The sequence below is a fragment of the Dactylosporangium sp. CA-139066 genome, from assembly GCF_050936175.1.
Taxonomy (GTDB): Bacteria; Actinomycetota; Actinomycetes; order Mycobacteriales; family Micromonosporaceae; genus Dactylosporangium.
The window spans coordinates 2,068,929-2,082,486 of record NZ_JBNJNH010000001.1; the positions used below are offsets into that span (position 1 = coordinate 2,068,929).

At 72.6% G+C, this 13,558-nt stretch carries 14 protein-coding genes; 12 read left to right on the forward strand and 2 right to left on the reverse strand.

Translation table 11 applies throughout. The features are described from left to right. The first annotated feature begins 18 nt into the window (after window positions 1-18). Genes ACQEVU_RS09530 through ACQEVU_RS09545 form a run of 4 tightly spaced genes read left to right on the forward strand, consistent with a single transcriptional unit; the run spans window position 19 to window position 4,254 of the window. A complete protein-coding gene (locus ACQEVU_RS09530; protein ID WP_433322226.1) occupies window positions 19-1,674 on the forward strand; it encodes a hypothetical protein in 1,656 nt (551 codons plus the stop codon). Further along, window positions 1,671-2,738: a Gfo/Idh/MocA family protein gene (locus tag ACQEVU_RS09535; protein ID WP_433322227.1), complete on the forward strand. Its 1,068-nt coding sequence runs from the start codon at window positions 1,671-1,673 to the stop codon at window positions 2,736-2,738. The genes ACQEVU_RS09530 and ACQEVU_RS09535 overlap by 4 nt, the downstream gene beginning before the upstream one ends. Beyond that, on the forward strand, window positions 2,735-3,658 hold the full coding sequence (locus tag ACQEVU_RS09540) for a PmoA family protein (RefSeq protein WP_433322228.1): 924 nt from the start codon (window positions 2,735-2,737) through the stop codon (window positions 3,656-3,658). The genes ACQEVU_RS09535 and ACQEVU_RS09540 overlap by 4 nt, the downstream gene beginning before the upstream one ends. Continuing rightward, window positions 3,655-4,254, forward strand: a complete 600-nt coding sequence (locus ACQEVU_RS09545; RefSeq protein ID WP_433322229.1) for a polysaccharide deacetylase family protein — start codon at window positions 3,655-3,657, stop codon at window positions 4,252-4,254. Before ACQEVU_RS09540 ends, ACQEVU_RS09545 begins: the two co-directional genes overlap by 4 nt. On the opposite strand, the gene ACQEVU_RS09550 is transcribed toward ACQEVU_RS09545, so the two are convergent. Further along, window positions 4,239-4,628: a hypothetical protein gene (locus tag ACQEVU_RS09550; RefSeq protein WP_433322230.1), complete on the reverse strand. Its 390-nt coding sequence runs from the start codon at window positions 4,626-4,628 to the stop codon at window positions 4,239-4,241. The genes ACQEVU_RS09545 and ACQEVU_RS09550 overlap by 16 nt on opposite strands. 116 nt (window positions 4,629-4,744) lie before the next feature. Here ACQEVU_RS09550 and ACQEVU_RS09555 point away from each other — a divergent pair, with 116 nt between their 5' ends. The 4 genes from ACQEVU_RS09555 (at window position 4,745) to ACQEVU_RS09570 (ending at window position 9,298) form a co-directional block, all read left to right on the forward strand. Beyond that, on the forward strand, window positions 4,745-5,509 hold the full coding sequence (locus ACQEVU_RS09555) for an IclR family transcriptional regulator (RefSeq protein ID WP_433322232.1): 765 nt from the start codon (window positions 4,745-4,747) through the stop codon (window positions 5,507-5,509). 1,155 nt (window positions 5,510-6,664) lie between these two features. Further along, complete coding sequence (locus tag ACQEVU_RS09560) at window positions 6,665-7,291, forward strand: TetR/AcrR family transcriptional regulator C-terminal domain-containing protein (RefSeq protein ID WP_433322233.1); 627 nt, start codon at window positions 6,665-6,667, stop codon at window positions 7,289-7,291. Between the two features lie 293 nt (window positions 7,292-7,584). After that, the gene (locus ACQEVU_RS09565) at window positions 7,585-8,715 is read left to right on the forward strand and encodes an FAD-dependent oxidoreductase (RefSeq protein ID WP_433322234.1); all 1,131 of its coding nucleotides are present in this window, start codon (window positions 7,585-7,587) and stop codon (window positions 8,713-8,715) included. A 349-nt stretch (window positions 8,716-9,064) separates the two neighbouring features. Further along, window positions 9,065-9,298: a hypothetical protein gene (locus ACQEVU_RS09570; protein ID WP_433322235.1), complete on the forward strand. Its 234-nt coding sequence runs from the start codon at window positions 9,065-9,067 to the stop codon at window positions 9,296-9,298. Here ACQEVU_RS09570 and ACQEVU_RS09575 read toward each other — a convergent pair. Further along, on the reverse strand, window positions 9,295-9,957 hold the full coding sequence (locus tag ACQEVU_RS09575) for a FadR/GntR family transcriptional regulator (RefSeq protein WP_433322236.1): 663 nt from the start codon (window positions 9,955-9,957) through the stop codon (window positions 9,295-9,297). The two genes, ACQEVU_RS09570 and ACQEVU_RS09575, sit on opposite strands and share 4 nt — an antisense overlap. Window positions 9,958-10,065: 108 nt before the next feature. On the opposite strand from ACQEVU_RS09575, the gene ACQEVU_RS09580 reads away from it, so the two are divergent. From ACQEVU_RS09580 to ACQEVU_RS09595, 4 genes are all read left to right on the forward strand, one after another. Continuing rightward, window positions 10,066-10,788, forward strand: coding sequence for an enoyl-CoA hydratase/isomerase family protein (locus ACQEVU_RS09580; RefSeq protein WP_433322237.1), 723 nt, complete (start codon window positions 10,066-10,068; stop codon window positions 10,786-10,788). 58 nt (window positions 10,789-10,846) lie between these two features. Then, window positions 10,847-11,419: a DUF4232 domain-containing protein gene (locus ACQEVU_RS09585; protein ID WP_433322238.1), complete on the forward strand. Its 573-nt coding sequence runs from the start codon at window positions 10,847-10,849 to the stop codon at window positions 11,417-11,419. Window positions 11,420-11,548: 129 nt separating this feature from the next. Further along, window positions 11,549-12,235, forward strand: coding sequence for a hypothetical protein (locus ACQEVU_RS09590; protein WP_433322239.1), 687 nt, complete (start codon window positions 11,549-11,551; stop codon window positions 12,233-12,235). Window positions 12,236-12,280: 45 nt separating this feature from the next. Next, window positions 12,281-13,483, forward strand: a complete 1,203-nt coding sequence (locus tag ACQEVU_RS09595) for an MFS transporter (protein WP_433322240.1) — start codon at window positions 12,281-12,283, stop codon at window positions 13,481-13,483. Window positions 13,484-13,558 lie beyond the last annotated feature (75 nt).

Below are 13,558 nucleotides of genomic sequence, written 5' to 3' on the forward strand. Positions count from 1 at the left end.
ACCCCACGGAGGATTTTCATGCTCACCCGTCGCACGTTTCTCGCCGCGGCGCTCACCGCCGCGGGCGGTTCCATGCTGGCCGCCTGCGGCGACGGCGGCGCCGGCAGGAACGACAACTCGACCGAGCGCAACCAGGGCGTCAAGCTGCCCGCCTACGTGCCGTCCACAGTGGTCAAGGCCGACCTGCCCGGCAACGCCGACGGGCTGCTGGACGCGTTCCTGTCCTACCCCGACCCGCCGGTGCAGCAGTTCACCGCCCCGCCGATGGCCGGCGGCACCGTGTCGGCGTTCGTGCTCACCGGCTCGCCGGTGCCGCCGCCCAAGGACAACAACCCGTTCTGGCAGGAGCTGGACAAGCTGCTCGGCTGCGAGCTGAAGCTCACCATCACGCCCAGCGCCGAGATGGCCACGAAGTTCTCGAGCCTCATCGCCGGCGACGACCTGCCGGACCTCATCGTGCCCGCGCTGTACCTGCCCAACGGGGTGCCGGCCGGGATCGGGAACCTTCCACAGTGGATGGCCACCAAGTGCACCGACCTGACCGAGTTCCTCGGCGGGGATGCCGTCAAGGAGTACCCCAACCTGGCCGCGATCTCCTCGGCGGCGTGGAAGCAGTGCGTGTACAACGGCGGCATCTATGGCGTCCCGGTGCCCCGCGGCGTCGCGGGCACGCTCATGTTCCGCCGCGACGACCTCCTCACGCAGCTGGGCGTCGACCCGAACCCGAAGAGCTTCGCCGAGTTCCGCGACCTGTGCCGCAAGGTGACCGACGCGAAGGCGAACCGCTGGGCCATCGTCAACGCCGGCGGGCTGATGTTCTTCGTGCAGCAGATGCTCGGCGCCCCCAACGGCTGGCGCTGGGACGGCAACAAGCTCGTCAACCAGGTCGAGACCGACGAGTTCCGCAAGGCACTGTCCGATGTGGTCGCCATGTACAAGGACGGCGTCGTGCACCCGGACAGCTTCGCCAGCAACGCGCCGGTGAAGCGCTGGTTCAACGCCGGCGAGGCGGTGCTGACCGCCGATCGCTACACGGCCTGGCCCCAGTACTTCGCCGAGAACGTCGCCGGGGCCGCGTTTGCGATCAGCGGGATACGCCCGCCCAAGTACGACGGCGGCGGGTTCGCGGCGACGTGGCAGTCCAACGCGGGCGCCATCAACAACTTCACCGTCTTCAAGAAGGCCGACAAGGCCCGCATCAAGCAGCTGCTGACGCTGTGCAACTACCTGGCGGCCCCCTTCGGCACGGCCGAGTGGCTGTTCCGCCGCTACGGCCTGCCCGGCCAGCACTACACGATGCAGAACGGCGGCCCCGTGTACACGCAGGCGGGCGCGGCGCAGACCGCGCTCGGCATCCGGTACATCGTGGACGCCCCCGACGCCATCTTCATCCCCGGCAAGCCGGACGCGACGAAGCTGTCGTACAACTACCAGAAGGACATTATCGGCACGTCGGTGCCCGACCCGGTCGTGGCCAACGGGCTGTTCTCCGACGAGTGGTCGCGCAAGCAGCCGGTGCTGGGCGCGCTGGTCAGCAACGGCCAGAACGACATCATCGCCGGCCGCCAGCCACTGTCCTATCTGGACGAGATCATCAAGAACTGGCGCGCTCAGGGTGGCGAGACCGTCCGCAAGGACTTCACCGAGCAGCTGCAGAAGCTCGGTGTCAAGTGAGCGGTCCGGTCCGGGTGGCGATCGTCGGCACCGGCGGTATCGCCCGCATCCACCTCGAGGCGCTGCGCGAGCTGAACGACCGGGCGCTGGTCGTGGCGGCCGTCGACATCGACGGAGACCGCGCCCGGTCGTTCGCCAGCCGCCACGGCATCGCGCACGCCGGCACCGACCTGGCGCGCGCGATCGCCGAGACGCAGCCGGACCTGGTCCACGTGTGCACCCCGCCGGGCGCGCACGCGGGCCCGGCCCGGGTGGCCCTCGCGGCCGGCGCGCAGGTCCTCGTCGAGAAGCCGCCGGCGCTGAGCCTGGCCGAGTTCGACGCCCTCGCCGCCGCCGGCCCGTTCGGCACCGTGTTCCAGCACCGCTTCGGCTCCGGCGCCCGCCGCCTGCGGTCGCTGCTCGACGCCGGGGTGCTCGGCCGCCCGCTGCTGGCCGTGTGCGAGACCAGCTGGTACCGCCCGCAGGAGTACTACGACGTGCCGTGGCGCGGCCGCTGGGAGACGGAGGGCGGCGGTCCCACGATGGGACACGGCATCCACCAGATGGACCTGCTGCTGGCCGTGCTCGGCGACTGGACCGAGGTGTGCGCGGTCGCCCGCCGGCAGGCCCGCCGCGTCGACACCGAGGACGTCTCGCTGGCCCACGTCGTCTTCGACAGCGGCGCCGTGGCCACGGTCGTGAACAGCGTCGTCTCGCCGCGTGAGGAGAGCCGGCTGCGCTTCGACTTCGAGCACGCGACGGTCGAGGTGACGCATTTGTACGGGTACAGCGACGACAACTGGCGCATCGCCCCCGCCCCGGGCCACGAGGAGCGCGTGGCCCTGGCCTGGAAGTCGGGCGCGTCCGGCGTGTCGAGCGGCCACCGCGCCCAGTTCGACGAGGTCCTCGCCGCCGTCGCCCGCGGCGCCCCGCCGCCCGTCGAGGTCGCCGAGGCCCGCCGCACCCTCGCACTCGTCGCCGGGATCTACGCCTCGGCGTTCACCGGCCGCCCGGTCGGCCCGGGGGACCTCGGGCCGTTCTATCACAGCATGCAGGGCTCCGGCCCGCCTTGGGAGATGGCATGACCAACGCGCCCGTCACCGCGCCCGCCGGCCTCGACTTCGCGCTGCAGCAGGACTCCTCGCTGCGCGTGACCTGGCGGGGCCGCGAGCTGTTCCGCTACGTCTACCGCCCGCGGGAGTCCCAGGTGGAGTCTCCCCGGCCGTACCTCCACCCGGTCCGCACCATCGGCGGGCGCCTGGTGACCATTTACCGCCCGCACGACCACGTGTGGCACAAGGGCCTCTCGCTGGCCCTGAGCAACGCCGGCCCGGACAACTTCTGGGGCGGCCCGACCTACCTGCGCTCGCTCGGCGGGTACGCGCAGCTGCCCAACAACGGCTCCCAGCGGCACGAGCGCTTCGAGGTGCTCAACGCCGGCGACCGCTCGCTGCGATGCGTGCAGCGCCTGCGCTGGGACGCCCAGGACGGCCGCGAGGCGTTCACGGAGCGCCGGTCGATGACGGTGACGATGCTGCCGCACCGCTCCGCCTGGCGCCTGGACTTCGCGACCGAGCTGCGCAACCGTGGCGGCGACCCGGTCGAGTTCGGCAGCCCGCAGACCGAGGGCCGCGAGGGCGCCGCCTACAGTGGACTGTTCTGGCGCGGCCCGCGCAGCTTCAGCGGCGGCACGGTGCGCATCCCCGGCACCACCGGTGCCGACGACCTGAACAACGCCCGCGCCCCGTGGCTGGCGTTCGTCGGCCGCCACGACGGCGACGGCAGCGCCTCGACGATCCTGTTCGTCGACGACCCGGCCAACGCCGGCTACCCGACGAGCTGGTTCGTGCGCAGCGAGGTCTACGCGGTGGTGTGCCCGGCACCGTTTGCGCGGCAGGTGTACCGTTTGGGCCCCGACGAGGAGCTCCGGTTGCGCTACGCCGTCATCGTCGCCGACGGCGACCTGCCCGCCGAGACCTGCGCCGAGCTCGCGGCGGCGCCGTGACGCCCGGCCACGTGGCGCTGACGTTCGACGACGGCCCGACGCCCGCGCACACGCTCGCGCTGCTCGACGCGCTGCGCTCCTGCGGCGCGCGGGCGACGCTGTTCAACATCGGCCGCAACGCGCGGGACGAGCCCGGCCTGGTCCTCGCCCAGCGGGCCGCCGGCATGTGGCTGGGCAACCACAGCTGGAGCCACCCGCACCTCACCGCGCTGCCGGAGCAGGAGGCCGAGGACGAGCTGCGCCGCACGGCCCGGGTGCTACGCCGGATCACCGGCGCCGCGCCGCGCCTGTTCCGCCCGCCGTACGGCGACACGAACCCCGCGGTCCGGGCGCTGGCGAGGCGCCTGGGCCTGACGGAGGTGCTGTGGGACGTGGACACCCGCGACTGGGCCGGCGCCGGCCCGGACGACATCGTCGCCGCGGCGGAGGCGTTGCAGGACGGCCAGATCCTGCTGATGCACGACGGCTACGCCGCGACGCTGGAGGCCGTCCCGCGAATCGTCGCCGCGCTGCGCGCCCGGGGCCTGCAGCCCGGCATGATCTCGCCGGCCACGGGACGGGCGACGGCTCCGCGCGGCCCTCACCGGGTCAGGTAGGCGCGACTGTCCGGGCTCATCAGCGCCGCCCGCCCGCGCCGGGTCAGCGTGATCTCCTCGCGCACGTGCTCGGCTCCGGCGTACCGCCACAGCACCAGCCGGTTGTGTTCGAGCACCTGGACCGCCTCGTAGAGGATCTCGCGCACCGGCGCGGCGTGCGGCGACGCCTGCAGCATCGACACCCGCTGCAGCTCGGGAATGCCCTGCGAGATCTGGCGGTACACCTGATCCACCGACAACAGCGACGGCGAGCGCTGAAACGTCCCGGCGCACCCGATGTACAGCACGGCGGCGGCGAGGTCGCGCAGGTCCGACTCGTACAGCGCGCGCAGGCTGGTGACGCACGCGAGGCCCGGCTGCGGGGGAGTGGTCATGCCGACCAGGGTAGGGACGTCGCGCTTCTTCCGTTGCCATCGCCGCGCGTCCATGGCTCTTGACGCTCTCGCGCGGGCGTGCCTAACGTTGGGGAAACGGTCGGGGGGACGCCGCCATGACCACCGGAAACGCCGCCCGGACCGTAACCAGCCGGGTGCTCAGCGTCCTCGACGCATTCAACGGCGAGCACCGCCATCTGACCCTCTCGCAGATCAGCCGCCGCACCGGCATGCCCCTCGCCACCGCACACCGCCTCGTCGGCGAGCTCGCCGCGTGGGGCGCACTGGAGCGCGACGCCGCCGGCCGGTACCAGATCGGCCTGCACCTGTGGGAGGTCGCCGCGCTCGCCCCGCGCGGCCTGGGCCTGCGCGAGGCCGCGATCCCGTACCTTGAGGACCTCTACGAGGCGACCCACCAGCACGTGCAGCTCGCGGTCCTGGACGGCGTCGACGTCGTGTACGTCGAGCGGCTCTCGGCCCGCGGCGCCCTGGTCGTCCGCAGCCGCGTGGGCGGGCGCCTGCCGGCCCACACGACCGGCGTGGGTCTCGTGCTGCTGGCCCACTGCGCGCCGGACGTGCTCGAGCAGTACCTGTCGCGGCCGCTGGTCGCCTTCACCCCGCTCACCATCGCCGAGCCGGCACTTCTGCGGGCGACGCTGGACAAGGTTCGCCGCGCCGGCCATGCGGTGAGCGACCGGCAGGTGCAGATGGATGCGGTGTCGGTGGCCGCCCCCGTCCGCGACGCCGAGGGCCGCGTGACGGCGGCGTTGTCGGTGATCGTCCCGGTCGATGGCCCGCAGCCGGCGACGCTGATCCCCGCCGTCGTGGCCGCCGCTCGCGGCATCTCCCGCTCGCTGCTGCGCCGCGCCCCCGCCGCCTGACGCCGCGCGCGCGACGGTCGCCCGGCGTGGCCTCGGACCGGGGCGAACATGTTCGCGACGAACGCGGCCTGCGTGCTCCGCGGCGCGTGGGTGCCGCCGACGCCGAGGGTTGGGCGAACATGTTCGCGACGAACGCGGCCTGCGTGCTCCGTGGCGCGTGGGTGCCGCCGACGCCGAGGGTTGGGCGAACATGTTCGCGACGAACGCGGCCTGCGTGCTCCGCGGCGCGTGGGTGCCGCCGACGCCGAGGGTTGGGCGAACGTGTTCGTGACGAACGCGGTTGAGGTAATGCCATGGTGCGCGGCGGCTTGGCCGAATTTGGCCGTGACGAACGCGTTCGTGACGAACGCGGCCCGCACTCGGCGCCGGCATGTTGCCCCGCGCGGTTCGGGCGAACGCGTTCGTGACGAACGTGGCCGGGGGGGAATGCGCGACCGGCGAACTTGGTCGTGACGAACGCGTTCGTGACGAACGGGGCATGTGCGCTCGGCGGGGCGTGGGTGCGGCGCGCGGGTTGTGCCGGGGGCGCGCGCCGGCTTGGGCGAACTTGGTCGTGACGAACGCGTTCGTGACGAACGGGGCATGTGCGCTCGGCGGGGCGTGGGTGCGGCGCGCGGGTTGTGCCGGGGGCGCGCGTCGGCTTGGGCGAACTTGGTCGTGACGAACGCGTTCGTGACGAACGGGGCATGTGCGCTCGGCGGGGCGTGGGTGCGGCGCGCGGGTTGTGCCGGGGGCGCGCGTCGGCTTGGGCGAACTTGGTCGTGACGAACGCGTTCGTGACAAACGTGGCCGGCGTGCTCGGCGTCGGCGTGGCGTTGGTGCCGCGCGCGGGTCGGGCGAACGTGTTCGTGACGAACGTGGCCCGTGCGGTCGGCGGGGCGTGGGGTTGGGTGCGGCGCCGGGGTTGGGAGAACGCGTTCGTGACGAACGTGCTCGGAGATGCCGTGAGGTGTGGCGGCTTGCGCGGGCCTGGCGCTTACGAACGTGGTCGTGACGAACGCGTTCGTGACGAATGCGATCGTGGACACAGTGGGTGAGGGGTAGGCGTTAACGAACGCGTTCGTTACGATCGTGTTCATGAGTGGTCGTCGGGTACCTGTGAGTCGGCGTGATCGGCCGGCTAAACCGCCGCTGAGCAGGGAAGGGCTCGTTGCGGTGGCGTTTGCGATCATGCAGGAAGAAGGGCTTGAGCGGGTCACCATGCGGCGGCTGGCCAATGAGTTGGATACCGGGCCGGCCTCGCTCTATGTGTACATCCGTAACACTGCTGAGCTGCACGGGGCGTTGCTTGATCAGTTGCTGTCCGGGCTTGAGCTGCCTGCCCCGGTGCCGGCCGTGCGGTGGCGGGAGTCGCTTGGGGAGTTGCTCGAAAGTTACACGACGCTGCTGTTGCGGTATCCGAGTCTGGCTCGGTCCGTGTTGACGCTGCGGCCCTCCGGGGGCAACTACCTGCGGCTGATCGACATCATGCTTGAGCTGCTGCTTTCTGGGGGAGTGCGCGAGCGTCAAGCCGCCTGGGGGGTCGATCTTCTGCTGCAGCATGCGACCGCTATCGCGGCCGAGCAGGGGACCCGGGGGGAGGAGGTCGATCCCGAGCATGGGCCGCAGTTGCAGGCCGTCGCCGTTCAGATGGCGGATCCGGCGGACTATCCGTACATCGGGCGGGTGCGACATGAGCTGTTTTCCGGGGTGGGGGAGCAGCGGATGCGGTGGGCGTTCGCCGCGATCATCGAAGGCATTGGCGCCATTGCGACGCCTGGGCGGATGACGCCCGAGGGATAAGGCCCCGGGTGGATGGCGCCCGGGAGATGGCGCGGTGAGGCACCAGTGGATGGCGCCCGGGGAGATGGCGCGGTGAGCCACCGGTGGATGGCGCCCGGGAGATGGCGCGGCCGGTAGATAGGGCGGGCGCGGTGTTCGCGGTGCGACGGGTAGAGGTCGGCCGAAGGCGCGGTGCGACGGGGTAGAGGGGGTGGCGGCGCCGGCCAAGGGGGTGCAGTGCGCGATTGAAGAACGCGTTCGTTACGAACGAGTTCGTTAAGCTGAAGATCATTCATGAAAGGAGCGACACGCCAATGAAGAACCAGAGTGAGATTGCGATCGTGGGTGGGGGGCTTGGTGGGCTCACGCTCGCCCGGGTGCTGCACGTCCACGGTATTGCGGCGACCGTGTACGAACTTGATGCGTCCGCCGAGAGCCGGCAGCAGGGCGGCATGCTCGACATCCATGACTACAACGGGCAGGTCGCGCTGCGCGATGCCGGGCTGTACGAAGAGTTCCGGCGCATCGTGCATCCCGGTGGGGAAGCCATGCGCGTGCTCGACCGGCACGGGAACGTGCTCATGGAGGAGCGCGACGACGGCACCGGTGGGCGGCCCGAGGTCGACCGGGGGCATCTGCGGCGCATGCTGCTCGACTCGCTGCCCGACGGGACGATCCGGTGGGGGGCCAAGGTGTCCGGCGTGCGGGCCGTCGGGGGTGGGCGTCATGAGATCACGCTCGGGGGCGGGGAGGTCGTCGGCGCCGGACTGGTGGTGGGGGCCGACGGGGCCTGGTCGCGGGTGCGTGGGCTGGTGAGCGAGGCGAAGCCGGCGTACGCGGGGATCACCTTCTTCGAGGTCGACCTCCACGACGCCGATCGGCGGCATCCGGAGGCGGCGGCCGTGGTGGGGGAAGGGATGCTGTTCGCGCTCGGGCCCGGCCAGGGGTTCCTGGCGCACCGGGAGACCGATGGGAGCCTCCACGTGTACGTCGCGCTGCGGGCCGCCGAAGGGGCGCTCGACGACGCGGTCGGCGACGCGAAGGCCACCCTGGCCGAGCGGTTCTCCGGGTGGGCGCCGGAGCTCGTCCGGCTGATTCTCGAGGCCGACGGGGCGCTCGTGCCGCGGGCGATCAACGTGCTGCCGGTCGGGCTCCGGTGGGACCGGGTGCCGGGCGTGACGCTGGTCGGGGACGCGGCGCATCTCATGTCGCCGTTCGCGGGGGAGGGGGCCAACCTCGCGATGTACGACGGGGCCGAGCTCGGCAAGTCGATTGTGGCGCACCCGGGGGACGTCGAGGGGGCGCTGCGGGAGTACGAGGACGCCATGTTCGTGCGCAGCGAGCGAGCCGCGGCCGAGGCCGCGGCCAACCTTGAGCTGTGCTTCCGGGACGACGCGCCGCAGGGGCTCGTGGACCAGTTCGCCGCATACGCCGCAGCCGGCTGAAACCCGGAAACACCGTAGCGCGAGGGTCAAGGGCACAGGGGGCAGGCAGGGAACTGCCAGGGTGCGCCGGTACGGTCCGCAGACATGCGGGTCGTACTGGTGCTCCTGGCCGTGCTGGGGCTCCTCGCGGGAGCGCAGGAGCCGCAGCCCCGCCTCGGCAACGGGCTGGCCCGCACGCCGCCGATGGGGTGGAACGACTACAACGCCTACGGGCTCGACGTCACCGAGGACGTGATACGGGCGGCGGCCGACCGGCTCGTCGAAGGCGAGCCCGCGGACCATCGCCGACCTCGCCAACCGGGACGTCGTCGCCGTCGACCAGGACCCGCTCGGGCGGCCGGCCGGGCTCGTGTCCGCGGCCGGCGGGCTGGACGTGCTGCGGCGGCCGCTCGCGAACGGCGACGTGGCCGTGGTGCTGTTCAACGAGACCGGCGCCGCGGCGCGGATCTCGACGAGCGTGGGGCACGGGACGTACACCATGAAGGATCTCTGGACGGGAACGACGACCGCCACGGGCGGCACGGTCTCGGCCGAGGTGCCGGCGCACGGGGCGGCGATGTTCCGGGTGAGCAAGGACCGCTAGGACAGCTCGCGGGCGATGCGCTCCTTCACCTCGCCGAAGTGGCGGCGCATCGCCTCGCGGGCGGCTTCGGGGTCGCGGGCCCGCAGCGCGTCGACGATGCGGCGGTGGTTCGCGACCGTCTGCGCCGCCTGGTGGTCCGGCGGGGGCAGCCGGTCGCCGACCTCGTGGTACACGTCCCAGAACACGGCGATGAGCTGCAGGACCAGCTCGTTGCCGCAGCCCTCGTACAGCAGTGCGTGGAACGCCCGGTCCGCGCCCGCGTCGTGCGCGATGCCGTTGACCAGCGCGTCGAGGGCGGCGAAGCGGGCGTCGCTCACGGTGCCGACGACGCTGCCGATGAGCCCGGTCTCCAGCAGCTCGCGCACCTCGACGAGGTCGCGCAGCGCGCGGATCCCGCCGTCCGTGCGCACCCGGAACGTCAGCGAGGGGGTCAGCACGTCGATCGAGGCGCGGCCGACGAACGTGCCGTGGCCGTGGCGGATCTCCACGATGCCCAGCGCCTGCAGCGCCCGGATCGCCTCGCGGACGCTGTTGCGGCTGGCCCCGAGGGCGTCCATCAGCTGCGGCTCGGTCGGCATCGGCGCGCCCGGCGGCAGCTCACGGTCGTGGATCAGCTCGACGATGCGGTCCTGCACCGTCGCTCCCGCACGTCTGGCCATACGCCCCTCCCTCGCGACCCGTCGAACATCCCCCGTCCACGCCGACGCCGGGAAGGCGGAAGAAGCGTAGCGGCAATGCCGGCTCGCGCGGTCGCGTACCGTCGGGGGATGATTGAGGTCGATGAGCACGGCGCCGTGCACGTCGTGCGGATGGCCCACGGCAAGGTCAACGCGCTCGACCTGGAGCTGCTGCTGGCGCTGCGCGACGCCTTCGCGACGAGGCCCGCCGCCGCCGTCGTGCTCACCGGCGCCGGGCGCTGCTTCAGCGCCGGCGTCGACCTGCGCCGCGTCCTGGACGGCGGGCCCGACTACGCCGCCGCGTTCCTGCCGGCGCTCAACGCCGCCTGCCGGGCCGTGTTCGAGCATCCGCGCCCGGTCGTCGCCGCCGTCAACGGCCACGCCATCGCCGGCGGGTGCATCCTCGCCCTCGCCGCCGACCGGCGGTTCATGGCCGGCGGGACGATCGGGGTGACCGAGCTCGCGGTCGGCGTGCCGTATCCGTCGGCGCCCATGCAGGTCCTCCGGTCCGCCGCCGGGCCGGCCGCGGCCGACCTCGCCCTGTCGGCCCGCACCATGCCGCCGCAGGAGGCGCGGCGCCTCGGGCTCGTCGACGCGGTCGTGGCGCCCGACGAGCTGCTGGAGCGGGCGCTGGCGGAGGCCGAGCGGCTCGCGCGCATCCCGTCAGGCACGTTCGCGCTCACCAAGCGGCAGCTGCGCCGCGACGCCGTCGCCCGGATGGACGACGGGCGGGCCGACGACGAGTCGGTCCTCGCCGCCTGGACGAGCCCGGGCGTGCGGGCCGCGATCGCCGCGTTCTTCGACGCCCTCTGAGCCGGGCAGATGTTCCGGGCTCCCGGGGCCGGGGTAACCCGATGCGGGGGTGCTTTTCATGAACGCGAACAGGGCGATACTCACGCTGGTGCTGCTGATGGGCGGCTGCGACAGCATGGATTCCACGGTCACCGCGGCGTCACCGGAGCCTTCCGCTTCCCGTGCTTCCCTCGCGCCGAGCGAGACGAACAGCGACACGTCCGGCCGGTGCCACACGGGTGAGCTGCAGGTGAGCGTCAAGGCGGCGCCGGGCGGGGGTGCGGCCGGCAGCGTCTACGAGTGGCTGGTGTTCACCAACGGGTCGCAACGGACGTGCACGATGCACGGCTTCCCGGGCGTCTCGTGGGTGACCGGCGCCGACGGGCAGCAGGTGAACGACCCGGCGCAGCGGATGAGCGGCAACGCCCCGGCCCGGGTGACGCTCAAGGCGGGCGGTTCGGCGCACGCGACGCTGCAGTCGCCGCAGCCGATGGACTTCCCCGACACCTGCGCGCCGAAGGACATCGCCGGCCTGCGGGTGTACCCGCCGGACGAGACCGGCGCCGTGTTCGTCGCCGCGCAGCGCCAGGTCTGCTCGGCCAAGGGCGTCGGCCTGGCCCACATCGGCCCGGTCACCACCGCCGACGGCTGATGACGACCCACGAGGTGCTGCATCGCCTCGTCGGCCGGCCCGATCGTGAACACGACAGTCGCGGCGGCGACTTGAATGGGTCGCAACGCCGACGGCGCGAGCGGCCCCGCACGACGAGACTGGGCGACCATGACCACGCCCTATCCGCCCTTCGCGGGCGTTCCCAATAGTTCGGTACCGAAGAAGAAGTCCCGCCTCGGCCTGATCCTCGGCATCGTGGGCGGGGTGCTCGTCCTCTGCTGCGCCGGCGGGTTCGTCGCGGCCCTGTCCGTCCAGTCCGACAAGACGCCCCACGCCCCGGCCACGGCCGCCGGCGCGGGGGCCACGACCGCTCCCGCGGCGGGCGCCGCCGCGAAGTACAAGCAGCCCGGCGACCCGTGCGCGCTGGGCGACCTGAAGCTGCTCGGCCCGCGCACCGGCGACGGCAAGGGCGAGCCGACCGAGGAGAAGGGCGACCTGCCGCTGCCCGGCTGCGACTACTACCTCGCCGCCGCGGACGGCGCCCAGGAGGTCAAGGCGTTCGCCGTGGCCGACGACAAGACCGCCGCGCGCTTCAAGCAGGCCTCCGACCTGTATCCCGGGATCGCCGGCTTCAGCGGCGACAAGGTCTCCGGCTGCGGCGCCCAGGCCTTCTTCGCCAAGCGCCTGAGCTACGGCGACAAGCGCATCGAGGCGCTGCTGGTCTGCTCGGAGGCGAACCTGTACGTCGAGGTGCGCTTCAACGCCGGCGGCAACGAGCCGTGGAACGCCGACACCATGCGCACCAACATGGTCGCCTTCGCCGGGGCGATGATCGGCGCCGTGCCGAAGAACTGACTTTCGAAACGGCCCGTGAGGCTTACCGCCCCTTACTATCGGGCGGTGAGCCTTACGCGCCGCCCGGACCGGGCGCCGGTTTTGCTGTCGTACGCCGCATTCGTACTCGTCGGCCTCGGCGCCGGCGTCGGCGGCATCCTGATCCCGGCCCAGATCGCCGACTACGGCGTCGACGAGGCCACCATCGGCATCACGTTCTTCACGTCCTCGGCCGGGTTCCTGGTCGCCGGGGCCACCTCCGGGGCGCTGCTGCACCGGGTCAGCGTGCGCGTCGCGCTGACCATCGGCGCTCTGGCCTACATCTTCGCCGCGTTCGCGATGGCCGCCCGGCCGCCGTTCTGGGCGCTCGTCGCCGTGCAGCTGCTCGCCGGCTACGGCACCGGCATCCTCGAGTCGGTCCTCAACGTGTACCTTGCCGGGCTGCCGCGGGCGACCACGCTGCTCAACCGGCTGCACGCGTTCTTCGGCGTCGGCGCGCTGCTCGGGCCGCTGCTGGCGGCGTGGCTGCTGCAGTACCTGCCGTGGACCGCCGTCTGGCTCGTGCTCGGCGCCGTCGCGGTGCCGCTGGCCGCCGGTTTCCTGCTCGCGTACCCCCGCACGGGCCCGCCGGCCGAGGAGTCCGCCGCCCCGCCCCCGCGCTTCGGCGAGGCGCTGCGCCGGCCCGCGATCCTGCTGGCGTCGATCTTCCTGACCGTCTACGTCGGCCTCGAGATCGGCGTCGGCAACTGGGGCTTCACCTACCTGGTGCAGGAGCACGGCGAACCGTCGCTCGTCGCGGGGTACACCATCAGCGGTTATTGGCTCGGCCTGACCCTGGGCCGGTTCCTCATCAGCCCCGCCGCCACCCGCGCCGGGATGTCGGCGGCCGCGATGGCCACCGCGTGCCTGGCCGGCGTCACCGGCGGCGCGGCGCTCATCTGGGCCTCGCCGGCCGCCGCCGTGGCCACCGCGGGCTTCGTGCTGCTGGGCTTCTTCCTCGCCCCGCTGTTCCCGACCGCGATCGCGGTCGTCCCGGACGTCGTCGAGCCGCGCCTGGTCGCCACCGCGATGGGGGTCATGAACGGCGTCTCGGTCGTCGGCGGCGCGGGCCTGCCGTGGCTGGCCGGCTGGCTCGCCCAGCACGTCGGCATCTGGACGCTCATGCCCTTCGCCCTGGTCCTGTCGGTCGTGCAGCTGGTCGTGTGGCGCCTGATGCTGGTGGCGGGCGCCCGCCGCAACGCCGAGGCGGTCACCGGCCTACGTGCGTGAAGCCGGCCCACGACGCCTCGGTCGTGCAGCTGGTCGTGTGGCGCCTGATGCTGGTGGCGGGCGCCCGCCGCAACG